This is a genomic window from Streptomyces sp. P17 (assembly GCF_032436805.1).
Lineage (GTDB): Bacteria > Actinomycetota > Actinomycetes > Streptomycetales > Streptomycetaceae > Streptomyces.
Window position 1 is genome coordinate 173,228 of the sequence record NZ_JAVRBF010000003.1, and the last position, 26,346, is coordinate 199,573.

General features: G+C 70.6%; 22 protein-coding genes. 7 read left to right on the plus strand and 15 right to left on the minus strand.

Features of this window, described 5'->3' with window-relative positions; all coding sequences use genetic code 11:
- Window positions 1-3: 3 nt before the first annotated feature.
- From RMT89_RS03020 to RMT89_RS03040, 5 genes are all read right to left on the minus strand, one after another.
- On the minus strand, window positions 4-441 hold the full coding sequence (locus RMT89_RS03020; RefSeq protein WP_315882318.1) for a phage tail protein: 438 nt from the start codon (window positions 439-441) through the stop codon (window positions 4-6).
- A gap of 10 nt (window positions 442-451) precedes the next feature.
- Window positions 452-3,094, minus strand: a complete 2,643-nt coding sequence (locus tag RMT89_RS03025; RefSeq protein ID WP_315882319.1) for a phage tail sheath subtilisin-like domain-containing protein — start codon at window positions 3,092-3,094, stop codon at window positions 452-454.
- A gap of 21 nt (window positions 3,095-3,115) precedes the next feature.
- On the minus strand, window positions 3,116-3,706 hold the full coding sequence (locus tag RMT89_RS03030; RefSeq protein WP_315882320.1) for a hypothetical protein: 591 nt from the start codon (window positions 3,704-3,706) through the stop codon (window positions 3,116-3,118).
- Entirely contained in the window at window positions 3,703-4,245 is a 543-nt protein-coding gene (locus RMT89_RS03035) for a Pvc16 family protein (protein WP_315882321.1), read from the minus strand. The genes RMT89_RS03030 and RMT89_RS03035 overlap by 4 nt, the downstream gene beginning before the upstream one ends.
- Before the next feature lie 305 nt (window positions 4,246-4,550).
- Complete coding sequence (locus RMT89_RS03040; RefSeq protein ID WP_315882322.1) at window positions 4,551-5,501, minus strand: bacterial transcriptional activator domain-containing protein; 951 nt, start codon at window positions 5,499-5,501, stop codon at window positions 4,551-4,553.
- A gap of 230 nt (window positions 5,502-5,731) precedes the next feature.
- On the opposite strand from RMT89_RS03040, the gene RMT89_RS03045 reads away from it, so the two are divergent.
- The 4 genes from RMT89_RS03045 (at window position 5,732) to RMT89_RS03060 (ending at window position 9,014) form a co-directional block, all read left to right on the plus strand.
- A complete protein-coding gene (locus tag RMT89_RS03045; protein WP_315882323.1) occupies window positions 5,732-6,379 on the plus strand; it encodes a phosphoribosyltransferase in 648 nt (215 codons plus the stop codon).
- A 42-nt stretch (window positions 6,380-6,421) separates the two neighbouring features.
- Window positions 6,422-7,096, plus strand: a complete 675-nt coding sequence (locus tag RMT89_RS03050; RefSeq protein ID WP_315882324.1) for an NUDIX domain-containing protein — start codon at window positions 6,422-6,424, stop codon at window positions 7,094-7,096.
- Between the two features lie 76 nt (window positions 7,097-7,172).
- Window positions 7,173-8,159 (plus strand): aldo/keto reductase, encoded by a 987-nt coding sequence (locus RMT89_RS03055; RefSeq protein WP_315882325.1) that lies wholly within the window; start codon window positions 7,173-7,175, stop codon window positions 8,157-8,159.
- A 48-nt stretch (window positions 8,160-8,207) separates the two neighbouring features.
- A complete protein-coding gene (locus RMT89_RS03060) occupies window positions 8,208-9,014 on the plus strand; it encodes a DUF427 domain-containing protein (protein WP_315882326.1) in 807 nt (268 codons plus the stop codon).
- Here the strand turns inward: RMT89_RS03060 and RMT89_RS03065 are convergent.
- Window positions 9,004-9,705: a TetR/AcrR family transcriptional regulator C-terminal domain-containing protein gene (locus RMT89_RS03065; RefSeq protein ID WP_315882327.1), complete on the minus strand. Its 702-nt coding sequence runs from the start codon at window positions 9,703-9,705 to the stop codon at window positions 9,004-9,006. The two genes, RMT89_RS03060 and RMT89_RS03065, sit on opposite strands and share 11 nt — an antisense overlap.
- 143 nt (window positions 9,706-9,848) lie before the next feature.
- Here RMT89_RS03065 and RMT89_RS03070 point away from each other — a divergent pair, with 143 nt between their 5' ends.
- Window positions 9,849-11,072, plus strand: a complete 1,224-nt coding sequence (locus RMT89_RS03070) for an NAD(P)-binding domain-containing protein (RefSeq protein WP_315882365.1) — start codon at window positions 9,849-9,851, stop codon at window positions 11,070-11,072.
- Here RMT89_RS03070 and RMT89_RS03075 read toward each other — a convergent pair.
- A complete protein-coding gene (locus RMT89_RS03075; RefSeq protein WP_315882328.1) occupies window positions 11,041-12,249 on the minus strand; it encodes an ATP-grasp domain-containing protein in 1,209 nt (402 codons plus the stop codon). The genes RMT89_RS03070 and RMT89_RS03075 overlap by 32 nt on opposite strands.
- A 17-nt stretch (window positions 12,250-12,266) precedes the next feature.
- Window positions 12,267-13,610: a sugar transferase gene (locus RMT89_RS03080; RefSeq protein WP_315882329.1), complete on the minus strand. Its 1,344-nt coding sequence runs from the start codon at window positions 13,608-13,610 to the stop codon at window positions 12,267-12,269.
- A 284-nt stretch (window positions 13,611-13,894) separates the two neighbouring features.
- Between RMT89_RS03080 and RMT89_RS03085 the strand changes: the two genes are divergently transcribed.
- A complete protein-coding gene (locus RMT89_RS03085; protein ID WP_315882330.1) occupies window positions 13,895-15,097 on the plus strand; it encodes a glycosyltransferase family 4 protein in 1,203 nt (400 codons plus the stop codon).
- A 25-nt stretch (window positions 15,098-15,122) separates the two neighbouring features.
- On the opposite strand, the gene RMT89_RS03090 is transcribed toward RMT89_RS03085, so the two are convergent.
- The 7 genes from RMT89_RS03090 to RMT89_RS03120 all read right to left on the minus strand — a co-directional run bounded on the left by RMT89_RS03090 (window position 15,123) and on the right by RMT89_RS03120 (window position 25,147).
- A complete protein-coding gene (locus RMT89_RS03090; RefSeq protein ID WP_315882331.1) occupies window positions 15,123-17,246 on the minus strand; it encodes a glycosyltransferase in 2,124 nt (707 codons plus the stop codon).
- A 37-nt stretch (window positions 17,247-17,283) separates the two neighbouring features.
- Window positions 17,284-18,039 (minus strand): polysaccharide deacetylase family protein, encoded by a 756-nt coding sequence (locus tag RMT89_RS03095; protein WP_315882332.1) that lies wholly within the window; start codon window positions 18,037-18,039, stop codon window positions 17,284-17,286.
- Window positions 18,039-18,623 (minus strand): hypothetical protein, encoded by a 585-nt coding sequence (locus tag RMT89_RS03100; protein WP_315882333.1) that lies wholly within the window; start codon window positions 18,621-18,623, stop codon window positions 18,039-18,041. The genes RMT89_RS03095 and RMT89_RS03100 overlap by 1 nt, the downstream gene beginning before the upstream one ends.
- The gene (locus RMT89_RS03105) at window positions 18,620-20,080 is read right to left on the minus strand and encodes an O-antigen ligase family protein (protein ID WP_315882334.1); all 1,461 of its coding nucleotides are present in this window, start codon (window positions 20,078-20,080) and stop codon (window positions 18,620-18,622) included. The genes RMT89_RS03100 and RMT89_RS03105 overlap by 4 nt, the downstream gene beginning before the upstream one ends.
- The gene (locus RMT89_RS03110) at window positions 20,077-22,209 is read right to left on the minus strand and encodes a glycosyltransferase (protein ID WP_315882335.1); all 2,133 of its coding nucleotides are present in this window, start codon (window positions 22,207-22,209) and stop codon (window positions 20,077-20,079) included. Before RMT89_RS03110 ends, RMT89_RS03105 begins: the two co-directional genes overlap by 4 nt.
- Window positions 22,206-23,630 (minus strand): oligosaccharide flippase family protein, encoded by a 1,425-nt coding sequence (locus tag RMT89_RS03115; RefSeq protein WP_315882336.1) that lies wholly within the window; start codon window positions 23,628-23,630, stop codon window positions 22,206-22,208. Before RMT89_RS03115 ends, RMT89_RS03110 begins: the two co-directional genes overlap by 4 nt.
- 338 nt (window positions 23,631-23,968) lie before the next feature.
- Window positions 23,969-25,147 (minus strand): cellulase family glycosylhydrolase, encoded by a 1,179-nt coding sequence (locus RMT89_RS03120; RefSeq protein WP_315882337.1) that lies wholly within the window; start codon window positions 25,145-25,147, stop codon window positions 23,969-23,971.
- 80 nt (window positions 25,148-25,227) lie between these two features.
- Between RMT89_RS03120 and RMT89_RS03125 the strand changes: the two genes are divergently transcribed.
- Window positions 25,228-26,253: an LCP family protein gene (locus RMT89_RS03125; protein ID WP_315882338.1), complete on the plus strand. Its 1,026-nt coding sequence runs from the start codon at window positions 25,228-25,230 to the stop codon at window positions 26,251-26,253.
- The last annotated feature ends 93 nt before the right edge of the window (window positions 26,254-26,346 follow it).

Here is a 26,346-nt window from a genome sequence, read left to right on the forward strand (position 1 = left end):
AGGTCACCGGGTCTCGATCAGGATGCCTTCGCAGGCGAACTCGACCGACTCGATGGCGACGTCGGTGCCGGTGGACTTCAGGCCCGGGCCTTCGAGCTTGACCGGCCAGGCCTCCCTGATCTTCCAGGTCATCACCGGGTCCCGCTCCTCGTTGAGAAGACTGACCGTGACGTCACGGCGGTCCACGGAGCCGATCGTGATCGAGTTGTACCACTCGAAAAGACCGTTGCCGGCCTCCGTCGGGGCGATGCCCCGCTTCATCGTGACGTTCGAGAACTTGCGCAGACCCGGCTGCTTGCGCGTGGAGAACTGCGGGTCGGCGCCTCCGCGGTACTCGATCACCTCGGCTTCCATCGTCAGACCGCTGACCTCGGAGAAACTGGAGGTCTGCTGTGTGTCCCCCCAGCTCACCGCGAAGTGCAGGGTGGTCATGGGATACATGCGTCAACTCCTACTCGGACAGCCGCTTGTGGCTGAAGCGGACTACGACGAACTCGGCGGGTTTGGCGGGGGCGATCGCGACCTCGGTGATCACGAGCCCCAGGTCGATGTCGGCCTCGGTCATGGTTTCGCCGAGTCCGACCCGTACCCGGTAGGCCTGCTCGGGCTTGGTCCCGGCGAGAGCGCCGGCCCGCCACTGCTGGTCGAGGAAGTTCTCCACCGAGACCTTGATCCGGATCCAGGTCTGGGCGGTGTTCGGCTCGAAGACGACCCACTGCAGAGCCCGGTCGACCGAGGTCTCGATCATGTTGAACAGCCGGCGGACATTGATGTAGCGCCAGGCGGTGTCGTCCGTGGCGTTGCGGGCGCCCCACAACCGGGTGCCGCGCCCGGGGAAGGCGCGGATGAGGTTGACACCGGCCGGGTTGAGCAGGTCCTGCCGGCGCTGGGTGTAGGTCTGGGTCAGCCCGATGGCACCGGTCACGATCTCGTTGCCCGGGGCCTTGTGGACACCGCGCAGCCGGTCGGTCCGCGCGATGACACCGGCCACGAAGCCCGACGGCGGCACGGTGGTGAACCTGTCCGGCGATTCGGGATCGATGGTGACGATCCTCAGGTGCGGTGCGTAGGCCGCCGCGTAGGTGGACGACAGGGTGGTGTCACGCCACTTGACGAGATCCGCGTCGACGTCCGTGCCGGGACCGCCGGTCAGGTCCGGGGTGTCGATCACGGCGAACCGCCGGAAGTTCTCGCAGTGGGTGACGACCTGACCCACGAGGTCGGCCTGCAGCTGTGGGTCTTCCACCGTGACCAGGTCCGGGCAGATCACCATCGCGGGCTCGTCCACCTCCTCCAGCCGTGCCAGACCCTCGCGGAAGTCGTCGTTGGTCGCGGGCCTGTCCGCGCCGATGGTGGCCGCGGTGACATAGAGCGGTGCGGAGGCCTGGGACACCGCGGGGGCTGCGGTGTCCCGTGGAGCGACGGTGATGAGCGCCGAAGCGCCGTTCACCACGCCGTCCTTGGCGAAGTACGAGGGGTGCTCGGTGCTGAGCGACAGCCCGGGGAAGGTCTCGGCGACGCTGCCGTCCACCGTGACGGAGAGCGCGAACCGCTCGGCCGCGACCGAGGCGCTCTCCACCGCGAACAGCCCGAACCGGGTCTGGTCGAGTTTCACGATCGTCGTTCCGGTGGCGAAGCTCAGCACGTAGACGTCGCCGCCGTGGCGGGCGACGCCGGTGATCGGGGCGAAGGCCTTGTCGGCCGTCGCGGTGTCGATCGCGAGCCGGTCCCCGACCCGCGGCGCGACGGCGCAGCGGACCGCGATGCCGGTGTCCGCGTTGCCCTGGAGGGTGAAGGAGGCCTCGGTGTAGGTGTGCGCGTCGTTGGGCGCCGGGGCCAGACCGAAGCCGGAGTCCGTGCGAGTGGCGACGACCGGGGTCACACCGGTGCCGCCCTTGTACGTGACCTGGGCGCCCTTGGGCAGGAACCCGTAGGTGGCCGAGACATGGGCCTCAGTGAGCTTGGTGATGCTCAGCCCCGTGTCCGCCAGGAGCACCGCGGACACGGGCGCGTTCACCGTGACGGGCCCGCTCGGTGGTGGTGTGTCGCCGACGATCTCGAAGCGGTTGTTGCCGCCCTTCCACTCCCCGGTACGCCCGTCGGTCATCGTGATCCGGGCGGCGGCACTCTGCGGCGCGGCGGCCGACAGATCGGCGGCGATGGGTGCGGTGAGGGGGCGCTCGAAGCTCAGGGCCGACATGGGCACGTTGGTTGTGGGCGGTGTGCCCGACGGTGTGTTGGTGAACATCGCGCGAGCCGGGAAGTCCGTCCGGCGGAGCACGAACGCGGCCCCGGCAACGGCGCCCGGCGCGGTGGCGAGGGTGAGCGTGACCGAGGTCCGGGCGGCGACGACATCCGTCACCAGGGCACTGCTGTGGCCGCCGTCCGGCGCCGTCACCACGACCACGTCTCCCTTGTGGAATCCCTTGCCCGACGGCAGGAACAACGTGGTGCTGTTGCTTGCCAGCGCACCGGCGACGACCGAGCCGGGCGGCATCTCCACCGCGCCGCTCGCCTTGAGCATGACGGTGTTCGACGTCACCGACTCGACGGTTGCGGTCACCGGCGCTTTGGCGCTTCCCGTCGGCACGAGCACGATGGCGTCGCCGGGCCGCAGCCCGGTCGTGGTGGGCACCTGCAGGGTGGCCGTGGAGGTTGTATTGACTGAGACCGTGCTGCCCGTCGTCTCCGCCCGGTAGAAGGCTCCGGAGGCTCCGCCGGTGTCGGCGCGGACGCCGATGCCCAACGACGACGCCCAGGCCCCCGGCGAACCCGCGGTGACGGCGAAGCTGCTCCTCGCGGACGCGTCGAAGACCTGCCAGGACGCCGCGGTCGAGGGATCCACCCGGATCACCCAGGCCGCCGGCCCGCCGTTCTCGAAGTAGCCGAAGACGGACTCCCCGGTGAAGCCGCGCGAGGTGGGCGCACCAAAGGTCCGGACGTAGTCGCCCCAGCCGGTGACGCGGGTCGGCTTGAGCGGCGGCCCCTTACGCGTCGTACCGAGGATCGCCACCACGCTGGTCGGCGCGGCGGTGATCGGCTGCGGCCCGGACGGGACCTCCTCGATGTACACGCCGGGCGATTGATACGTCACGGGTCCTCCTCAGCTGATGGTTCATGTCGTGTCGACCAGTCGGATCCGGGTCGCCACGGACAACCCGTTCACGGAGACGGTGCGCAGCAGGCTTCCGTCGACCAGGAGTTCCGCCGGGGTGAATGCGGCCGTCCACTCGGTGAGGGCCGAGGAGTAGACGCCGGGCGCCACTTCGGGCAAGGCGATCTCGGGCTTCGGGCTCGGGCCCTTGGTGGCCTGGGCGGTGACCGTCCGCCCCGTGCGGGGAGCGCCCGTGGTCGGCGTCACGAGCGTCACGGTCAGGGTCATCGGGACAGGGTGCAGCGGCTGTTCGATCTCGGTCGCGTCCAGCTCGACCAGCAGGGTGTACGGCGGCCAGTCCGGCTCCGGAGGGAACACGAGCAGTCGGGCCAGGGCGCCGTCCGTGACGGTGACGGCGAGGTGCGGGGGAGTGGACGGGACGGCGACGTCCGTGCGCGCGGTGACGACGACGCCGCCGGGGAGCGTCCGGACGGCCCATCCGTGCCGTGCCGCGGTGAGCCGGGCGGTGAGCGGGCCGATCGGTGCGCCCGTGGAGGCGTGGACCAGGCGTACGTGGTGCCGCAGGCGGGTGGTGCTCGTCGCGATGCTCACGGCGCCCTCACATACTCGACGCGGTGCTCGACCACCCGGCCCGCTCCGTCCTGCTGGAGCACGGGGACGGGCGCGACGTCCACCTCGTAGAACAGGGCGAGCCGGCCGGGCCGGCCGAGCGCGCCCCAGATCTGGTTGCGCTGGTCGTGGGTGGGGCCGACCAGCCGGATCGTGAGGGTCTCGACCTCGTCGGCCAGCGGGGGTTTGAGCATGTGCCGGCGCAGGATCGGCGTGGTGTGGAAGGCCTGGACGATACGGGCCAGCCGGCGCTGTGCCTCGTCGTGGTCGCCCATGAAGGTGGCCACGTAGTGCAGTTTCAGGGCCAGCGGTGCGCGCACCAGTCCGGCCGCACCGTCGGTGAGAGGGAGATTGCGCAGGTGTTCGTGCTCCTCCAGGGCGATGAGCGCGAGGACGCCCTTCCCGTCGGGCAGCGGCGACTTGTCGGCCTGGGAGAGGGAGTGCAGGACCATCCAGGGACCATGCTCGGGAGTGGCCTGGTGGATGACGTCGCGCAGGGCCTGACTGACCTCGGTGATCACGAGCGCCCCCGGTTCCTCGGCACCACGTCGTGGCCTCTCTCTCGTGGACTCAGCGTGGACTTGCGCACTCACGGGAGAACCACGGCTGAATCACGGCCCCGTCACCGTGCCGTTCGGTCCGGTGGTCCACGGACGATCGGCGGATTCCTCATGATTCACGGACACGCTGCGTGATCAGGGCGCCGCAATGGCCTGCTGTCCGAAGTCTCCTTCGAACGAGTGAGGGAGACGGTTCGACTGGCCGAAGACGGTTCATACGAACGCCACTTCGCGCTCTCGCGCGTGGCCGGAACAGGAGGTCGGGCTCAGGACATGCCGCGGAGTTGGTCGAGTGCGCGGTCCATGGCGGTGGCCAGGAGCCCGATGCCCCGCCGGGCTCGTTCGAATTCGGTGATCAGCGTGGCTACGGCCCGCGACCTACTGCTGCTTGCGGTGTGCAGCCGTGCGTAGGTGGCGACCGTCTCGGGCATGGGACCGACGCCCAGTTCTTCGAGCAGGACGGCGCGACAGTGTTCGAACTGCCGCTCCGCCAGATCCAGTCGGCCGGCGGTGCCGTACGCCCGGATCAGATGCCGGTACAAGTCCTCGCGGAGCGGCTCCAGTTCGAGGGCGCGCTCGCCGTACGCGGTGATCGCCGGGACGTCACGGCGTACGCCGTAGTACTGGATCAAGTGGTCGAGTGCGGCGAGGTGGAGGGTGTCGATCCGGCATCGGGCCGTCATGACCCAGGAGTCGTCGCAGGTCTCGACCAGCCGGCCCCTGCGCAGCGACAGGGCGCTGTGCAGTCGGGCGAGGTCCGCCTCGTCCAGGTCGGCCGGTGGGATCCGGAGGACCGACTCGACCAGGCCCTGGAACCTGGTCGCGTCCGTGGCGACGCCGACATCGGGACTCAGGGCCACCGTGCGCCAACTGTCGCAACCCACGATCTCCAGGCCCGTGCCGGCCCGGACTTCGCACCTGAGGCGCCACAGTGCGGTGTTGAGACGCCGACGGGCCAGGCGCTCGGAGCAGTCCTCGAAGAGGTGGGCGGCGGCGACGGAACGTGGCCGGCCTTCCGGCGGCGCGAGCGCGAGGTAGGCGCAGAGGGTGGTGGCGCCCGGCGAGAGCCGGACAGGCTCGCCCTCGAAGGACACGCTGGGCGGTCCGAGCAGCTTGAGGCTCAGCGTGGGCGGTGGGGAGAGCTGGGCGGCGGGCACCAGGAGTGCGCCCTGAGGCGGGCCGGTGTGCTTGGGCGTCGCTGGTCCTTCAGGCGTCATCCATGGCCTCCCCCTGGCCGGTGGGCGCAACCGCAAGTTACTCCGAATTCGTGCGTGGGGGGACCTAATTGGCGGAAACGTGACAGGACGCGACGGCCTGAGGCGGCGCCCTCCCGAGGGCTGTCATGGGCACGGCAGGAAGGGTCATTCTTCCAGCCGAGCCCCCGGCGTGTATCGATCCCGCGCCCCTGGGTACGCGGACCCCGCGGCACGGGAATGGGGTGACGACCATGACGCTGTTCCGTGATCGTGGGCATGCCGGACGGGAGCTGGCCCAGGAGCTGCGGAGCCGACACGAGAAGCGGGCCTTCGAGGATCCCGTCGTCCTCGCCCTCCCGCGGGGCGGGGTGACCGTGGCCCAGGAGGTCGCCCGCGCGCTGGATGCCCCGCTCGACGTGCTCGTCGCTCGCAAGATCGGCGCGCCCTTCCAGGAGGAGTTCGGTGTCGGCGCGATCTGCGGCGACGATCCTCCGGTCTTCGACGACTGGGCCCTGGGCCGGCTCGGCCTGACCCCGACCACCCTGGCACCGATCGTGGCCCGCGAGCGCGCGGAGCTCCATCGCCGCGAGGAGCTCTACCGGCACGGCCGTCCCGCCCTCGACCTGCGCGGGCGTACCGTGATCGTGGTCGACGACGGACTGGCGACGGGAGCGACGGCCCGGGCCGCGCTGCGCTGGATCCGGGGCCGTTCGCCGGAGCGGGTGCTGCTGGCGGTGCCGGTCGGCTCGCCCGAGGGCGTGGAGCTGATGAGCCGGGAGGCCGACGAGGTGGTCTGTCTGCACCGGCCGGTCGACTTCATGGCCGTCGGGCTCTGGTACGACGACTTCCAGCAGCTGACGGACGCCGATGTGCTGGCCGCGCTGCACACCGACGCGTGAGGGCAGACGCTGCACATCGACGCGTGATGGTAGAAGCGGAGCATGACTCCATCTCTTGTGCCCGGAATCGACACTCCCGACCGCCGCGGCCGTACCGGACTCGACCGGACCGGCCTGGACCTGACCGGCAACCCGCGCGTGAAGGTGCGGGACGTGAAGCTGCTCTCCAGCCACTGGTACATCGAGCGGACCACGACCTTCGACTTCCGGCATGCCGACGGCACCTGGAGCACTCAGGAGCGCGAGACCCACGACCGGGGCAACGGCGCCACGATGCTGCTGTACGACGTCGAACGCGAAACCGTGCTGCTCACCCGCCAGTTCCGCTTCCCGGTGTATGTCAACGGCCACCCCGACGGGATGCTCGTGGAGACCCCGGGCGGGCTCCTCGACGAGGACGACGAGCACCCCGAGATCGCCGTGCGCCGCGAAGTGGTGGAGGAGACCGGCCACACCATCGGGGCCGTACAGCATGTGTTCGACGTCTATATGAGCCCGGGTTCGGTCACCGAGCGGGTGAGCTTCTACGCGGCGGAGTACGGGCCGTCCACCCGGACCCACGAGGGCGGTGGACTGGACGAGGAGGGCGAGGACATCGAGATCCTCGAACTGCCCTTCCGCCGCGCCCTGGAGATGATCCGGACCGGGGAGATCGCCGACGCCAAGACCATCATGCTGCTCCAGTGGGCGGCGCTGGAGGGGCCGTTCGCCAAGTAGGCGGTCCCGCACTTGACTTGAAGTGCGCTTCAAGCTGAAGACTCCCTCTCACGCACCCAACGGGAGGAATTCCGGCATGAAGTACCGCACGATCGGCACCGACCCGCAGCACCGCCGCGAGGTCAGCGTTCTCGCGCTCGGCGCGATGCTGTTCGGCTCACGCACCGACGAGGAGACCTCCTTCGCTGTACTCGACCGCTATGTCGAGGCCGGCGGGAACTTCATCGACACCTCCGACAACTACGCCTTCTGGGAGGACGGCGGCCAGGGCGGTCAGAGCGAGGAACTGCTCGGCCGGTGGCGGCGCAGCCGGGGCGTCGGCGACGAGATCGTCATCGCCACCAAGCTCGGCGCTCGCCCCCTGGCCCCCGGCACCGGCTACGTCGACAACCCGGAGGGCCTGTCGGCGAAGGTGATCCGGGAAGCCGCCGAGCGCAGCCGGGAACGGCTCGGGGTGGAGAAGATCGACCTGCTCTACGCGCACATCGAGGACCAGCGGGTGCCGCTCGCCGAGACCGTCGAGGGGTTCGCCGCGCTGGTGGCCGAGGGTACGGTCGGCCTCCTCGGCGTCAGCAACCACGCCGTGTGGCGGGTGGAACGGGCCCGCGCGCTGGCGGCCGCCGCCGGACTGCCCGGCTACCAGGTGCTCCAGTACCAGCACAGCCATCTGCGCCCGCGCTTCGACATACCGAGCGACCTCTTCCCCGACGGCAGCCTCGGGCACGCCGGCGCCGAACTCCTCGGCTATCTGCGTGCCGAGCCCGACCTCACCCTGGTCGCCTACTCGCCGCTGCTCGCCGGCGCCTACACCCGGCAGGACAAGCCACTTCCGCCGGACTACGACCACCCGGGCACCCCGGCCCGCCTCAAGGCGCTGCGGGAGGTCGCCCGGGAGGCCGACGCGACCGTCAACCAGGTGGTGCTGGCCTGGCAGATCGGCGCGGAGCTCCCGGTGATCCCGCTGGCCGGGGCGTCCTCGGTGGCGCAGCTGGAGGAGAACCTGGCCGCGGTGGATCTGGAGCTGACGGGGGAGCAGCGGGCCAGGCTGGATGCCGCTCACTGAGAACGGGGCCGCAGTAGGCTCCGAGATGGAGCCGAAGGAGAGTGGATCATGCCTGTGTTCCCCACCGAGCGGTCCGTCCGTACCACCCCCGAAGGCCTGCTGTGGGAGCCCTGCGAGCGCTGGGTGCGCGGGGTGAAGGGCGAGGTCACCGTCGTCGACAGCCGACACCCCGTCCTCGTCTGGGAGCCCGAGGGGATCCCCGTCCCGCGCTACGCCTTCCCGCGCGAGGAGGTCCGCACCGACCTCCTGCGCCCGGCGGAGAAACCCCCGACGGGCACCCACACCGGCTCGACGATCTTCTACGACCTCGAAGTCGACGGAGCGCGCGTGCCGAACGCCGCGTGGACGTTCCCCGCCGCCGATCTGGCCGGACACATCGCCTTCGAGTGGTTCCTGCGCCGGGACGACGGCCTGGACCACTGGTACGAGGAGGAAGAGGAGATCTTCGTCCACCCGCGCGACCCGCACAAACGCGTGGACGCGGTGCGCAGCAGCCGGCATGTCCAGGTGGAGATCGACGGCACGGTGGTCGCGGACACTCGCCGCCCCGTGCTGGTCTTCGAGACCGGACTGCCGACGCGCTACTACGTTCCCGTCGAGGACGTCCGCCTGGACCTGTTCGAGCCGACCGAGCACCGAACGTCCTGTCCGTACAAGGGCACAGCCCGCTACTGGACCTACGCGGGCGAGGCCGACGTCCCGCGGAACATCGTCTGGAGCTACCCGGAGCCACTGCCCGCGGTCGGCGCCATCGAGGGACATCTGGCGTTCTTCAACGAGGCCGTCGATCTCGTCGTGGACGGCGAAGGCCTGGAACGTCCGGTCACGCTCTTCAGCAAGTCGCTCAGGAGGTGAACCGGTCCAGCAGGGCGTCGAGCCCGGCGGCGAGCCCCTCCGGACCGCCCCGCTCGGCCAGCGCCGGGGCCGCCTCGCGCAGCCGGGGCAGCTCCTGGGGCGGCATCCGGTGCAGCCCCAGCCGGAACGCGGGATCCGGCTCGTCCGGGTTGTCCACCATCTCCCGCAGTTCCACCGACACATAGCCGAGCAGCCAGGCGGTGAAGGCACGGAACACGGCCGTGGAGCGCTCCTCGTCGAACCCGGCCTCGCGCAGCAGCGCCAGCACCCGCTCGTGGTCCTTCAGCACGGCCAGGGGGCGGCGGGCAAGCGGTACCGCCAGCATGCGCGTGGACAGCAGCGGCACCGCCTGCGGATGGGCGAGGCAGACGTCGTACATGGCCCGGGCGACCTGGTGCAGCCCCTCCCGCCACCCGGTCGCCTCGGGGCCGGCGGCCAGGCCCTCCTCCAGTTCCAGATAGAGCGCCTCGACCAGGCCGTCCAGCAGGGCGTCCTTGCTGGAGGCGTACCGGTACAGCGCCATCGCCTCCACGCCGAGTTCACCGCCGAGGCGGCGCATGCTCAGCGCCGACAGGCCTTCCCGGTCCACCAGCTCAAGGGCGCTGGCCAGCACCCGCTCCCGGCTCAGCCGGCCGTAGCGGCCCCGGTCTCCGGCACGTCTGCCGGGCGCAGGCTTCTTGTCACTCGCCATGGTCGCGACCTCGGGTCTCTGTCGGGGCAGACGGCGTGCACGTACGGAGGAAGTGTACAGAGTATTCCGAGCGCCGTCAGCGCTTGCACGCCGTCATTTACGACTATAGATTGGTATTATATTTAATCGTTAGGGGGCTGATCGTGAACTCGAAAAATGGAGCGCCCATCACGGTCATCGGTGCAGGGCCGTACGGCCTCGCTGTGGCCGCCCATTTGAAGGCTCAGGGAATTCCGTTCAGGATTTTTGGCGAGCCGATGGAAGGCTGGCTCTCCCATATGCCAAAGGGAATGTACCTGAAGTCCTCTCCATTCTCGTCATTCATTTCCGCCCCGATGCCGGGCTGGAGACTTGCGGATTACCGTGTCTCGGAAGGTAGGGCTTCCGGTGACGAGCGGGATCCGGTACACATTTCCGAGTTCGTGCGGTATGGACTCTGGTTTCAGCAGCACTGGGCACCCGAACTCGAACAGGTGACAGTCCGCCGAGTGGAAAAGGGGCGTGGCAGAGGTTTTTGGATCACCTTGGATTCTGGTGAGGGGTTCGAAAGCCGAGCCGTGGTCCTTGGCGTGGGAATTGTGCGATTCGCCAACGTGCCGCCCGTGCTGGCCCATATGGTGGACGACGGGCTTGTCTCCCATACGGCGGAGCACGTGGACCTGTCGGGGTTCGCCGGACAGCGGGTGGCCGTGGTGGGGGCGGGACAATCGGCGCTGGAGAGCGCCGCTCTGCTGCACGAGTCGGGCGCGCAGCCCACGGTCCTCGCCCGTGCCGGCTCGCTGGTCTTCGGTCCCCCACCGCAAACCGAGCGCCCTGTGGAACGTTCGGCACGGGTGCGGCTGATGTACCCCAATTCCCTGCTGGGTGATGGATGGCCGCTCGTGGCGTGCAGCAGGGGGCCCGCCGTCTATCGGCGTCTGCCCGACCGGGTTCGCGCCCGGCTGCTGCGGACCGTTCTCGGACCATACGGCGCGTGGTGGCTCCGGGATCGGGTCGAGGGGCGTGTGCCGGTGCGGTGCGGCGTCCGCATCGGCTCGGCGAAGCCCGACCTCGCCGGGGGCGTACTGCTTGAGCTGGAAGGCCCGGACGGAGACCGGCAGACGCTGGAGGCCGACCATGTCATCGCCGGCACCGGTTACCGTGTGGACGTCGACCGTCTGGAGCTGCTGAGCGCCGAACTGCGCCGCGAGGTCGTCAAGAACGCCGGTGCCCCTCGGCTCTCGCCCGATTTCGAGTCCTCGGTTCCGGGTCTCTTCTTCACCGGGCTGGCCGCGGCTCCCACGTTCGGACCGCTCCTGCGGTTCGTCTGCGGGGCAGGATTCGCCGCCCGCCGTATCAGCACCGCGCTTCGCGCAGTGGCTTGGTGAGACGCCGTGCGACCGTGCCGCTGAAGAGGACTGACTCGACCACCGCAGGCAAGGGATCGTCCCAGCTCAGCCACGCGCGTTCGACTCCGTGGCGGGGCAGCATCGTGGACGGGAAGCGGCGCTCCTGCCAGGCGCCAATGGTGGCCGACAGCAGATCCAGTTGGCCCACCACGAACTGCCGGCCATGTACCTGCGGCCCGCCGGGGACCTGTTGCCCGGTCAGATCCAGGTACATCGCCCGGACCGCGTCGATGCCCTCCTCGGACTCGAAGAGCCGGAACTGCGCCCCCAGACGGGGATTGAAGTCGACCAGCTTGTAGAGGCCGTCCCGTCGATCGAAACGCCAGTCGAGATCGGCCAGGCCGCTGTACCCCGTCAGCCGGCACAAGTCGCCGGCCAGTCCGGCGAGCCGGGGGTTGGGCCAGGACCAGGCCCGGGTGGTCGCGCCGCTGCGCACCGGCCAGGACCGGACCTTGTATCCCGTGAAAACCGCCTTTGGCGTGCCTTGCGCTCCGCAGTAGAGGTGGGTGATCCAGTCCTCGCCGTAGGAGGCGGGGATGTACTCCTGCATCAGAACCGAGGGCGTTTCCGCCGTCCCGATGACGTCGAGCAGCTCCACCTCGTCGGACACCATGGTGGTGTGTGTGACGACAGGCGCACGTAGCCTGGTGTACGCCTCCAGGTTCTTCAGCACCAGCGGGTAGCCCAAGTCGTGGCCGCACGCGAGGAGTTCCGCACGATCGGCAGGCGCGAAGGCACGAGGTGTGGGCACGCCGTATTCGGTGCAGATGCGGCGCAGGCCGTCCTTGCTCGTCAGCGCGCGGGGCAGCGCGGCCGGGACGGGGGGCAGCAGGAACCACTCCGCCAGACGATCGGCCTGCTCGGCCAGCAGTACGGCGGACTCGTCGTCCGTGGGTACGGCGACTGCCCTGCGGCCGATCGCGCGGCCGAGCCGCAGCAGTGTCGAGGTGAGGGCTCGGGGATCCTCCTGTCCTGTCGTCGGTACGACGAACCGGCCGGCGAGATGGCGGGACACGGCGCACGGGGTGAACCGGTCCTCGACCATGGCGTACACGGGCACGCCCGCCCTGCCCAGGCTCCGCAGCGCGCCGAGGCAGCCGTGGTTCTGCGGGGAGGGGCCCACTTTCACGAGCAGCGCGGGCACATCGTGGTTCATGGCGGCTCGGCCCTTCGTCAGTACGCCCCGGTCCCGCGGATGACCGCGCCCGGGGTGCGTGCCAGGATGCGCAGGTCCAGCGCGGTCGACCAGTTCTCCACATAGCTCAGGTCGAGGCGCACCCGCTCCTCCAGCGGAAGCTCGGAGCGTCCGCTCACTTGCCACAGTCCGCTCAGTCCGGGCTTCACCAGCAGGCGGAGCCGTCTGATGTCCTCGGGCAGTGCGAACGTCTCGTCCGGGGTCAGCGGCCGTGGGCCGACGAGGGACATCCGGCCCGCCACCACGTTCAGCAGCTGGGGGAGTTCATCCAGCGACCAATGACGGAGGAACGCTCCTACCCGGGTGATCCGGGGATCATCGACGATCTTGAACAGGGCGCCGTCGCCGTACTGGTTGAGTGCGGAGAATTCGGCCCTGCGCCGCTCGGCGTCCTGGTACATGGTCCGGAATTTCAGCACGGTGAACTCCTGGCCGCGCAGCCCGATCCGGCAGTGCCTGAACAGGGCGGGGCCGGGGCTGTCGAGCCGTATCAGGACGGCGACGGCCAGCATCAGCGGGGCGAGGAGGACGAGGCCGGCAGCGGCGAACGCCCGGTCCGCGAGTTCCTTGGGGACGCGGGGGAGCCGGGAGAGGGTCGGCGCGTGAAGCTCCATCAGCGGGAGCCCTGCCAACGGCGTCACTGCCACCCGGGCGGCCGCCACATCGGCCAGTACCGGCGCGAGCAAGAGCTCTGCTCCGGCCGCTTGGAGCTGCCAGGAGAGCCTCCGGAGCTCATCGGCCTCCAGCCCGGGGCTCGGCAGGGCGATCACCGCGTCGCAGCCGCTCTGCCGTACCGCCGCGGCCGTGTCGTCCACGCCGCCGTACGAAGGCACCCCGTCGGGCACGACACGGTCGGCGTGGGCGGGATCGGTCAGGCAGGCGCCGACGATCTTGAGTCCGCAGTCGCTGTTCCGGTGCAGCAGGGAGATCAGATCGGCGGCCGAGGAAGCGGATCCGACCACCACCGCCCGCTCGAGATTCCGTCCGTGGTGCCAGGCCGCGCGCATCCGCAGTCGCCGGGTCTGGCGCAGCAGGAGCGTGGCCGCCACGGTGAGGGGCAGCGCGAAGAGCGTGTCATGCAGCGGGCCGGCCTCGGGCACGAACCACCAGGCCGCGCTCGCCGCCACGGCGATCAGCCCCGCGGCACGCAGCGCCCGGCGGAACTCGTGTGTCCCTTCACGCAAGCAGTGCTGTTGGTAAGCCCCATGCAGTGCGAGGCCGAGGAACCATGCGGCAGGCAGCGCGGCGAGGACGAACCACCGGTCGAAGAGGAGCAGGACGGTGACGGAGGCCGCGAGTGCGGCGGTCATGTCCGTGGCCATGAACGGGATCGTCGGCACATGACAGCCGCCGGTCCGGTGTGGTGTGTCGGGGATCGCTCGCTTCACTCGCCGCGGCGTGTCCCTTCGGGCTGTCCTGAGCGTGCTCATCGGGTAGCGCCCCTCGGAACTACGGTCCCCCCTATGTACATTTACGTTGTAAATATACATATTCGCCCCAGATGCTTGTCGAGGTCAAGTGCTGGGCTTGACGCGGTGGAGCTGTGGCGCGGAGAGTGTATGTATACGACGTAAATCAGGCGCCTGTTTCCGGGGAGGCCGTTGTGATGTCGACGATGCCGAGCAGCCGGAGCATCCTGCACATCGCGCAGTCGAGCGACGGGGGTGTCGCCACCGTGGTCGCCGGTCTGGTCGGCGGGCAGTGTGCCAGGGGCGACCGAGTCGTCGTCGCGTGCCTGCCGGGGAGCCGACTGGCCGCGCGAGCCGCGGGGGCCGGTGCCGAGGTCCTGGCGTGGGAGGCCGGCCGAGCCCCGGGTCCTTGGCTGCTCCGCGAGGTGGACGCGCTGCGGGGCGTCGTGGACTCGGCCCGCCCGGACGTCGTCCATCTGCACAGTTCCAAGGCGGGTCTGGCCGGGCGGATCGCTCTTCGTGGGCGTTTGCCCACGGTGTTTCAGCCCCACGCGTGGGCCTTCGATGCCGTGACAGGACTCTTGCGCATGGCCACCGTTCGGTGGGAAAGGACCGGCGCTCGGTGGGCGCACCGGCTGGTCTGCGTCAGCGAGGGGGAACGCGCGCAGGGCGAGGCCGCCGGAGTCCGGGCTCCGTATGTGGTGATTCCCAACGGGGTGGACCTCGATCACTTCGATGACCCGGGCGGCTCGACACGTGCGGCGGCCAGACGCCGCCTGGGCGTGGCCCCCTCGGCACCGCTCGCGGTGTGCGTCGGGCGACTGTGCCGGCAGAAAGGTCAGGACGTGCTGCTCGGGAGCTGGGGAGGAGTCGTCGACCGTATCCCCGACGTGCGACTCGCCCTGATCGGTGACGGGCCGGACCGGGAGATGCTGAAGGAGCGGGCATCCGCGGCGGTGGTCTTCGCGGGAGCGGTGGAGGACCCCCGGGACTGGTATCTCGCGGCGGATCTCGTGGTGCTTCCTTCGCGCTGGGAAGGGATGGCACTCGCACCGCTGGAGGCCATGGCGGTGAGTCGTCCGGTGGTGGTGACCGACGTGGCGGGCGCACGCGAAGCGCTTCCGCCGGGCCACGCCTCGCGCTCAGTGGTGCCGCCGGACGATCCGCGGGCCCTCTCCGACGCGGTGGCCTCCCTGCTGTCGGACCGCACGACCTGTGCGGCGCTGGGCCGGCAGGCCCGCACTCATGTGCAGCGACACCACGGCGTGGACCAAGTCGTCGAGCACATGTACACGGTGTACGAAGCTGCCTGCGGCACCTGGGACATGAGCAAAGGCCGCTCGCCGGGAGCCCCGGCCGCTCACCGTGTACCGAGGACCGGGCGGAGAGTAGGCGGCTGAGAGCCGCGTCGGACCTGCGGCCCGCTCAGTGCCGGCGATCCTTCATCCGTAGGGTCAGTCCGTGGACCGCCCCCGCCGTCTTGGCGAGATCACGTACGGCCGTGACCAGGGGGATGACGGGCAGGGCGGACCAGTGCCGCCCACGCACGGCCCGCGCCACCGGCAGCGACAGGTAGGTGAGGGCCGCGGCAGCCACGAGGGCCCGGGCACCAGGGCCTCGCCGTACCGCGACCGGAGCGACGAGGTAGGCGACCGCTCTCAGGATGTCGCGGCCCAGCAGTCGGCCGTCGGCCAACTGCCCGTTGCCCTGGCCGTAGCGGTAGTACATCACCGCGGTCCTGCGCATCGTGGGCCGCTGCGCCCAGTCCACTTCGGCGGACGTGACCAGTGCAGCACGACGGCCTGCCGCAAGGACATCCCGGGCGAACGCCAAGTCCTCGGCTGTCTTGAGGCGTTCGGAGAACCCGTCGGCGTCCTGCCACGCCGCGAGGGTGAAAGCCATCGAACGACCGCTGGGCGTCGACGCGTCGAACGCCCGGCCGAGAAGGCGGGTGTACACGCGCGTCCAGGGTCCCGGATGGCGGACCTCTTCCGGCACCGGGTACCCCACCAGGGCCATGGCCTCGGCCGACACCCCGTCGCTGCTCACTCGGTACGCGCCCGTCAGCAGGTCGGCGGGGAGCGGTTCGGCCCATGCCGCGCGCAACCGGGCCAGCCAGTCCGGAGCAGGGACGCAGCCGGCGTCGGTGCAGGCGATGAGGGAGTTGCGGACCGCACGGACGCCGGCGTTGCGCGTCGCGGGGAGACCTTGATGGGGGCATCTGAGGACGCGCACCCTGGAGTCGCGGGCGGCCCAGGCGGTGGCTCGATCCGCGGTGTCGTCGGTGGAACCGTCGTCCACCACCACGATCTCGTCGCCGTCCACGGTCAGTTGCGGCAGCAGCAGTTCCAGGAGCCGATCGACAGCCTCCCCCTCGTTCCAGAAACAGGTCATCACCGAGACCGGAGCCGTCCCGGTCAGCCCGGCGCCGGACAGCCGCGCGGCCTCGGCCAGAGCCTGCGCCAACAGGTCCGCGCACGAAGGGAGACCGGGAGGAGCGGCGGTCGCAGACGGCACGGCCCCGCCCGCCGCCGCGGGGCCGCCGTGCGCCGAGAGCCGATGCAACGCCGCGGCGAATTCGGCCGGTTCCGCGGGCGGCACTGTGACGACGACCGGTTCTCCCGGCCCCCGGGTCCGGTCGGCGGCCGGATCCGGGACCGTGGTGATCACGGGAACTCCGAAGGCCATCGCCGCGCTCGCGACCGGCCCCGTACCGACCGGCTTCGGCCCGTCGCCATGCGGCGTCCTCGGCAGTACGGCGACCGCGTCGGCGGCGGAGAGGAGGCACCCCATGTCCGACCTCCGGCTGGTGAAGTCCACCCGGTCGGCCAGGCCCAGGTTGTTCGCCAACGCCACAAGCCGCCTGCGCTCGTCCGGTCCGGCAGGATCGGGGGGACCGATCACGGCCAGCCTCCAGCGCGACAGCCCGGGCTCGGCGAGAGCCGTGATGGCGTCGTCCACACCACTGTTGCTCACCGTGTGCGCGGCAGTGAGCAGCAGCAGTTCGTCCTTTCCGAGTCGTACGCCGTGCCGGACCAGCTCCGCACGCGCGATCTCGGGGGCCGGCCCGGCACGGTCCGAGGCGGGACAGGGCACCAGCGTCGCCTCGGGATGCTTCGAGGCGTGCACCAGGGCGGGGGCGGTCGCTACACAGCCGTCGGTCAGCGCGGCCAACAACGCCATGACAGGTCCGTCGAATGTGTGGTCGTGCTTGACCCACACGCACCGAACCCCGGCGAGCCAAGCTGCCGGAGCGGCGATCAACGCCGCCCCGACTCCGTTGGCGAGGAGCACATCAGGGGGGTTCGCGCGCAGATGCCGTATCAGCCACAGGGTCGTGGTGCCGAGAGCCGCGACGGAATCGCCGGTGGCACGCACGAAGCTCGGTATCCCTCGGTGCGTGAACTCGTCCCGCAGGGGACCGTCCGTCGGCAGCACCGCCTCGACCGCCAGCCGGTCCGTGGCATCCAGCAGGGAGAGCAGCCAGGTCTCGGCCGCACCGACGACACCGGTGGGTGTCACCACGGTGACGCGCAACTGATCCGTCATGGGGAATCACTCTCATCCATCGTTGCCTGGGGCCCGGTCACGTCCGGCTGGCCCGGCCGACGAGGGAGTGCAGGGCCGGACGCAGCCCGGGGACCCGCCCGGACATCCGCCGTAGCGTCGAGTAGCCGGGGCGTGTCTTCATCCGGAAGGTGGTGTCCGTGTCCACGGCGTTGACATCGACACGGGGCACGGCGAACCGCCCCGCCTTCTCGTAGATACTGAACGCGACGTCGAAGCCCGCCTCGGCGACGGCCGCGCGCGCGGTGCCGTCATGTTCCCCGTACGGGTAGGCGAACGCGCGAGGCCGGCGCCCAGTGAGTTCGGCCAGCGCCCGGGCGGCGTCCGTGAGATTGCGGATCAGCGTCTCGGTATCCGTGCCCGCCAGATGGCTGTGGTCCCATCCATGGCTCTCGACGTCCAGCCCCGCGCCGACCATCTCCCGTACCCCGTCGGCGTCCACGAGGAGTTCGTCAGGCATGTCGGCCATCCAGCGGGATCTGCCACCGAGCAACCCGCTGAGCACGAAGACGGTGGCGGGCACCTCCAGCTCCCGCAGCACGGGCAGCCCCTCCTCCAGGAACGACTGGTAGCCGTCGTCGAAGGTGAGCAGCACACTGCGCCTCGGGACATCACCACGCAGGTACGCGTCGAGAGTCAAGGGCCTCCAGCCGCGCTCCAGCAGCATGCCGAGCTGCCTGTGCAGCCGCCCCGGCGGAACGAACAGATTGTTGGGATCACGCTGGGTACTGCGCGAGCCGATCGCGTGATACATCAGCACCAGTGCGCCGCCCATCAGGTCTCCTTGGCGGCTCGTCGATCGAGTTGCCGGACCCCGAAGGCCACCCAGCCGCCGATCAGTACGGCCGCGATGATCGCGACGGCCAGCAGCAGCGCGCGTGAAGGAGTGTTTTGCGAGGCGTCCGGATCCGCGGGAGCGGTCACCTCGCCAAGGATCAGCTCATCGTTGTCGGTCGCCCGGGCGACGGAGGAAGCGATCGCGTTGGCGGCTGCTGCACCCTGATCCGGATCCGAGTCCTCCACTTCGATGTCAACGTTGGCGGTGCCCTGTTGCACCGTCACCGAGAGCTGGTCCCGGAGCTGAGTGCTTGTCATGGCGCTGCGATCGGCCGCGAAGTCCAACGTCGTCCTCGCCCCCGCCGTCACCGCGTACTTGGTGGCGGCCAACTGCACGATTTCCGCGCTGACATTGGGCTGCGAGCGAGGTGCGAAGGAGACCGTACTGGTCACCGCGTAGCGGCTGGGCTGCAGCTCGATCACGGTCACGCCGATGCCGAGCACGACCAGCCCCGCGATCAGCCCGGCCAGGAGCGGGCGCCGGTAGCGAGGGGCGGGGGCTGACGGTGTCATTCGCTTCATGTTCGGCCACCTTCGGGTTCAACATCGTCGGGCATGGTCGACCGGGTTCTGGCACATGCTGCGAGCAGGCCGATGAGCAGCCAGGTCATCGTTCCCAGTACGGGATTGCGCAGGGAGTAGTCGACGACCCCCTGGGCGCTGACGGCCGCGAGAGCCGCGGCCGCCGCGGCCGAGACACCGCTGTACGCCGGTTCAGGCGGAGCGGACGCGGAGTCGCCGCTGCCGCTCGTGGAGTGATTGACCGCGGCGCGGTTGCGCAGGGCCTCCCGCGCGCCGACACCGATCGTGGTGACGAGCGCCGCAACCCCCAGCGCCCCCTGCTCCGCGCCCACGGTGAGGTACAGGACGTGGGCATGATCGACTTGGCGCACATCGGTGAGCTGAGCCACTCCCTGTGCGGCCGCTGCCTGATAGGCGGCGGGGCCGCTGCCCAGCAACGGGCTCTGACTCATCTGCTGCACGGCCCCGGCCCAGGCCGCCGGGCGCTCGTCGTAGGGACTGCGCTCGCCCGTGAAGATCGAGGAGAGGCGGTCGGCGAAAACGGAAGAGCCCGAGGTCGCGGGTGCGGCGAGCACGAACACCACCGTCGTCACGCTCACCGCCGTCAGGCAGATCAGCAGTGGCCGACGCGCCCCCCGCAGCAGTGCGATCAGGACGGCCAGGCCGGCGATGCCACCGATCCAGGCACCGCGGGAGAGGCTGAGCACGAGGGCCACCAGAGCCATGGCCGAGGCGACCGCGCACACCACGCTCAGCGCGGTGCGCCGCCGACGCCACATGACGATGGCCATGGCCAGGCTGAAACACAGCATCATCGCAGCGCACAGGCCGAGTTCGTTGGGCTGCGCAAAGGTTCCCACGGGCCGGTTGTCGACCAGGGTCGCGTGGTAGCGGGCCTTCAGGTTCGGAATCGAGGTGAGGGCTGCGCCGCACAGCCCCGCCCCTCCGACGACTAGACCCATCGCCGCCATCAGAAGGTCGGAGCGCCGCGCCGTGGCCGCGACGACGGCTGCCGCCAGGGCCAGCCCGACCAGATAGTTCACGCACATCGTCAGCGATCTGCTCAGGGCGAAGCTGGTGAGCGAGGACAGAATCGCGGACACCACCAGGAGCACCGAGGCCGCGAGCAGCGGAGACCAGCCGATGGGTCGCCCCCGGCCGCTGATCCGGGCCGCGAGTACGACCATGGCGGTGAAGGCGGCAAGGACCTGCACGAGGTTCATCGCCATGGGCAGCGCGATGCCCCCGGCCGGAAGGAGTACGGCGAAAGCTGCCACGGCCAGCACCGGTCGGCGGACGGCGGCGGCCGTCAGCAGGATCAGCACCGGCACGCCGAGCAGAACGCCGAGTCCCAGCGGCAGGCTCCGTCCGCAGGCCCAGATGCCGACGGCGGCGAACAGGACCGCGCCCGCGATCCCGAGAGCCCTGTGCCGCTCCAGCGCCATTGCCCCCGTCATGAGGCCCCGCCTCCCTCGGAGGGGTCCGGCTGCGCGTTTCTCCCGGCGCGGCCGACCAGCCCGCGCAGGGCCCCCGCGGCGCGGGCCGCCGTGAGAGCGCCGACGACCACCGGAACCGTGGGCAAAGTGGCCCAGCTGCCACGGCGGACGGCCCTGGCGACGGGGAGGGAGAGGTAGGCGCCGACCCCGGCGGCCGCGACACTCCGGTGGGTGCGCGCCAGGGCCAGTGCGCCCGCATACCCGACCGCCCGGACGGCTCCGCCGGCCAGCTGCCTGCGGTTCGCTGGGCGACCCAGCTCCACACCCTGCCGGAAAGCCTGGCGAACCGCCTCCGTCCACGGCGTCGGCACTTCCTGGCCGACCTCGGCGGAGCCCACCACGACCGTGCGGCGGTCCGTCTCCGTCCCCGTCCGCCAGGAGAGCACCTCCGCGTCCGGCGCGGGCCCTGCGCGGGAGCCGTCGAGGAGGGTGAAGGCGAGCGAACCTCCGGACGATCCGGTGGTGCTGAGCCCCGGACCGAAGAGCAGCCGGTGCGTCCGCGTCCATGGCCCCGGACCGCGCCGGGACTCTTCGGGGAGCGCGTGCATCAGGGCCGCGGCGTTCGAGAGCACCCCGTGACCTGTGACCCGGCAGACCCCGACCAGTAGGTCGGCCGCCTCCGACTCGTCGGCCGCGGCACGCATCCGGGCCAGCCAGTCCGGCGCGGGCGCGCAGCCCGCGTCGATACAGGCGACCAGCGCGTTGACCGACGCCCCGACCCCGGCATTCCGCCCCGCGGCGGCACTCGCGCAGGGGTGGACGAGCGGCCGGATCCGGGGGTCCTGGGATGCCCGGTCGACCACGCGCCGGGCGGTGTCGTCGGTCGAGCCGCGATCCACCACCACCAATTCGTCACCGTCCACGGTGAGCTGGCGAAGCAGCGACTCGATGAGCCCGTCGATCGCCTCGCCCCGGTTCACCACCGTGACCACGACCGACGCGGGTGTCGTCCCCTCCAGGCCCGCGCCGGGCAGTCGCGCGGCCCTGGACAGGGTCCGGGCGAGGAGGCGGGCACATTCCTCCGGACCGGGGTTGGCAGCCGTTCTGCGGAGTCCGGCCCGGCCCATGGCCGACCGGGTGTCCGGGTCGGCAAGCCGGCCCAGGGCGTCGGCCACCTTGTCGGGGTCGGCGGGAGGCACGGCGATCCCGCCGGGGGGCACCGGCGCCGGACCGGCCACCCGGTCGGCGACCGAACCCGGCCCGGTGGTGATCACCGGTACGCCGTTGAGCATGGCCTCGATGGCGGTCCCGCCGAACGCCTCCTGCCCCGGACCCGTTCCGTCGGGCTTGGTGAGCACGGCGACGGAGTCGGCCGCCGGGATGACGCGCCAGGCCTCCTCGATCCAGCCGGCGAAATCCACCCGGTCCGCCACTCCGAGCTCCTCGGCCAGCCGTGTCAGCCGCCGCCGCTCGCCCGGATCGCTCGGATCTTCGGGGCCGACCACGGCGAGCCGCCAGTGTTCACCGCCTGGCCGCGCGAGGGCCGTGACCGCGTCGTCCACGCCCTTGTAGGAGACCAGCCGGCTGATGGTGAGCAGCAGCCGCTCATCGTCCCCGAGCCGTGCCCCGCGCCGGATCAGCTCCTCCCGGGCCGCCGTACGGCGAAGGGCCGTTCCGCTCGGTGCGGGCACCGGCACCAGCGAGGGCCGAGGGTGCTGGGAGGCGGCGATCAGGCCGGGCTCGGTGCCGATGCACATGTCGGTGACCGTCGCCAGGGCCCTGGTCAGGAGGCCGTCGTAGGAGTGGTCGTGCTTGGCCCAGACGCAGGGCACTCCGGCGAGCCAGGCGGCCGGGGCGGCCGCCGCCGCGGCCTTGACGCCGTTGGCGAGGACCACGTGGGGTCTCGCGGTACGCAGTCGGGGCAGCAGCCATGCGGCGGCGCCCGCGATCGAGGCGGCGGAGCGGCCCGTGGCACGCACGGCAACCGGGATGTCCCGTCGGGCGAACTCGTCCCGCAGCGGCCCGTCGGCCAGCAGTACGGCATTCACATCGAGGCGGTCGGTGACATCCAGGAGGGAGAGCAGCCAGAGTTCGGCGCCTCCGACCACCCCGTAGGGCGCCACGACGGTGACCCGCAACGGACAGCTCATGTGATCCTCCCGCGTCGGAGCATCCTGCGCAGGACCTGCACCTGATGGGGATCGATGCGGCGTGTGACCAGCAGCCAGGCCGGTACGTAAAGAACCGCGGCAGCGATCAGGGCCGGCAGGAACGGCCATGGCGCCAGCAGCGGTCCGGCGGCGACGGCGGATGCCACGGTGGCGGGCAGCATGGCCCGCGGGAGCCTGGGCATTCCCGCTCGGGCCCGCCCCAACAGGATCAGGGCAGCCGCGTAGACCGCGTAGGACAGAGAAGTGGTGAACGCGGCCGCGAGGCCCCCGTAGCTCGGGATGAGGGCGAAGTTCAGGCCCAGGTTGACCGCCAGCGCCATCAGGGAACCGGTGAGGGCGCGCAGGGTCGGACCGGCCGCGACGATGGCGTACGAGGCCAGATAGGACAGGCCGAAGAGAAAGGGGGCGGGAGCCAGCCAGGCCAGCATGCCGGTCCCCTCGTCGGCGAACTGTCGGCCGTACAGGATGTCCAGCACGCTGTGCCCCCGGCACCACAGGAGCATCATGTACGGCAGGAAGACCGCCGCCATCATGCTGATGCCCTGCTCGCTGTACCGCTGGACCCGCTCGGGCGCCGGGGCGCTCGCCATCAGGGGGAAGATGGTCCGGGCGGCCACGAAGCTGACGAACAGCGTGGTTTCGAGCAGTCGGTAGACGGCGGCGTAGATACCGACCTCGCGGGTCCCCGCGAACCAGCCGATCATCAGCGTGTCGATCCGGAACAGCACGATCAGCACCACAGCGGCGACACCGATCATCCAGGTTCCCCGGTTCAGGTCCATCAGCCCCGCCCGGGAGACGCTTCTCCAGTCCGGCCCGAAGCCGGTGTGCCGCATGAACACCGCGGCCGTCACCGGACCGAAGAGCGTTCCGGCGAAGAAGGCGACCGCCAGCCCGGTGAGCCCCGTGTCGGCGAACAGCGCCAGCAGGGCCGCACCGGCGGTCAGCAGACGCTGCACCAGGTGGACGACAGCCATGATGTTCTGCCGCTGCAGCGCGGCGGTGGCGGAGCGGTACGCCTCCGTGTACGTGTCCATCAGCACGGCGGCGACGATGAGCAGTCCGACCGCCGTTTCATTGCCGCCGGAGACCGAGGTGAGCCCGGACAGCCCGCCGACGATCGCGAAGATCAGGACGACGAGGAGCGTACGCATGACCAGGAGCTCGGCGAGCAGTTCCCGCAGGCGCGTCCGCTCGGCGCTGGCTCGCTGGATCACCGTCACGTCGTAACCCCACGTGGGCACCACCGCCACGAGGGTGCCGACGGCCAGCGCGTAGGAGAAGGCGCCGAAGTCGGCCACGCCCAGCATCCGAGCGGCGCCCACGGTGAGGATCAGCATGGACAGCTTGCCGATGACCTCGGCAACACCGAGCACCAGCGCGGTGCGGGCTGTGTGCACCGGTCTGTCCCGCACCAGCCTTTGGCCGTCGGGTTCCTCGTGCCCGCCGGTCCGCCTCGGCCCGCGCGGGGAATCCCCGCGGGGGCACATCAGCCCCAGGCCCCACCGCGAGCCGAGCGTGGCGGAGGATCCCGTGGCGAGGCACCCCACAGGTGCACAGAGAAGGGGCGCCCCTACCCGCGCGGAGGCGGCAGGACCGCAGCGGTTCCCCTGCAGATGGTCCGCCATCGAACACCCTGAGTTTGGTTCCCCGAGTCACTCACGATCAATGCTTGCCCATCCGTCCCACCCGTGCCAGCGGAGGATCCCTGCCCCACCGGCAACGGATCGGCGGCACTTCAGGGTCGGTCGCCGTGCGCGGCAATGGCGCCACGCAGCGCGTCGAAGGCGGGCTTGGCGCTGCCGTCGGCGCGGCGCAGGCCGAAGAAGTTCTCCCGCGACGATGTGTCGGTGCCCTGATCGCGGTCGGTATACCAGATCAGCGCTCTCACGCGCGGGGTCCTGGCGGCCATGGGCACCGCGTCCGCGGCGATCGCGGCCTGCTGTTTCTCGGTCACATGAGTCGTCGTCGCTCCGGTCGCCCCGGCCCGTCCGTCCGAAGCCCTGCCCGGGCCGTTGGTCGGGGCACCGAACTCGGTGATCCACACGGGCAGATCGGGCGTGCCGTGCGCGGACAGGATGCCGCGCAGGCTGTCCTGCGAACCGTCGATTCCCTGCCAGGCCGTGGCCGACGCCGACGGGGCGCTCGCGAGCTGCGGATATGTGTAGGGGTGATAGCCGACGGCGTCGACGAGCCGGTTGCCGCCGCGCGCCGCCACGGCCGCGAGGAAGTCCGCGGGTGAGATGTCCCCGTTCCTCGTGTTCGCCACGGCGAGCCCGCCGAGAATGACGTAGGCCGACGGGTCCACCTGCCGCAGCGCCCGGCTCGTCGTCCGAAGGAGCGTCGTGTAGGCGGTGGCATCGGGTGCGGGCCGCCAGAAGTTCTGGATGTTGGGTTCGTTCCAGATCTCCCAGGTGTGGATGCCCTCCGGCGCGTATCGTGTCGCGGCCTTGGCGGCGAAGGCGGCGAACGCCTCGGGATCGGCGGGTGCGCAGTTGTCGCCGGCGCAGCCCGCCGGCCGCGCCCATCTCGGCGTGTAGGCGAGCACGGGCAGGACGGACAAGCTGCGTTCGGAGGCCGCCCTGACGACACGGTCGAACACGTACCACCTGTGGCGGTCCGGCCCGTCCGGCTGGATGTCCGCCCAGGCCAGGTCCGCCCGCACCCACCGTGCGCCCACGGCGACGGCGTCGTCGAGGGCGGCGGCGAGATCCTCGTCGGACATCCCGACGAGGCGGTTGCCGTACGCGATGCCGAAGGCGGGCGAGGAGGTGGTGGACTGCGGCTCCTGCGAGGTGCAGCTGGTGGCCAGGAGCACCAAGGTCACCAGCACGATCAGCGCCGTCCATGCCCGCGCGGCTGCCGCGGTCGGGCTCGGTGGACTATCGGTGTTGACGCTGCGCACCTGCCGTCGCATGGTGTAAGTATACGCCGTACATATACGTCAGGGCAGGTGGCGCCGGCCGTCATTCCCCAGGCGTGGGCCGGGAGTTCGATATGACCGTGCGAGACCCTTGGCCGCAGTGGGAAACCAGGCGGAGAAGCGAGCGCCGGCATCACCTCCTGCGCACCCTGCTGGTCCTCGGCCTGGCTACCGTTCTCGCCCTGGCCGGTCTCGCTGCCGGAGCCGTGTGGTGGGGCACCAACCACTACGGCGACCAGGTCACCCGCATTCCCGACGCCTTTCCCACCGGCCAGCGTCCGCCCAGGCCCGCGGACCACGACGGCGGTACGACCTTCCTGCTCGCCGGTGTCGACAGCCGCTCGAAACAGCCGACCACGGGCAGTGACGCGACGGCGCGACTGTGGACGTACGGAGCGCAGCGCAGCGACACGCTGATGCTGGTGCATCTCAGTGGCGACGAGCGTGCCGTGCACCTGATGTCCATCCCGAGGGACAGCTGGGTGCCCATCCCCGGCCATGGCTCGGCGAAGATCAACGCCGCGTTCTCCTGGGGCGGCCCACCCCTCATGATCCAGACGGTGGAGCAGCTCGTCGGGACCCGCGTCGACCACTTCGGCGTCATCGACTGGCAAGGCTTCAGGGCTCTCACCGATGCCGTCGGCGGCGTGTCCGTGACCGTGCCCGCGGACTCCTACGATCCGGTACGACAGCGGCACTTCACCGCTGGAACCCAAGTCATGCGCGGCGAAGAGGCGCTCGCGTACGTCGGCCAGCGCAAGGGGCTGCCCGGCGGAGAGCTGGACCGGATCAAGCGTCAGCAGCAGTTCCTGTACAGCCTGGTCGACGAGATACGCAGCGAGGTCCGCCTCACCGACCCGCTCGCCAGCGCCAGGACGCTCGACGCGATCACACGCACGGTGAGCGTGGACGACCGGATGTCAAACGGCGACCTGCGCAACCTGGTGTTCGGTCTGCGGGACCTGGAGGCGTCGGGCGCCCGGTTCACCACGGCGCCGATCGTCCGGTCGCAGATGATTCGCGGGCAGTACGCCCTGATCCTGGACCGGTCGGAGCTGCGAGAGCGGTGGCATGCGGTCGAGACGGGTCGGGGCGGATGACCAGTGTGGCGAGCCGGGGGAGCTTGACCTGGTGAGTTCCCTGGGGTGATGATGAACGTATACGTCGTAAATATACGACTGAAGTGATCGATG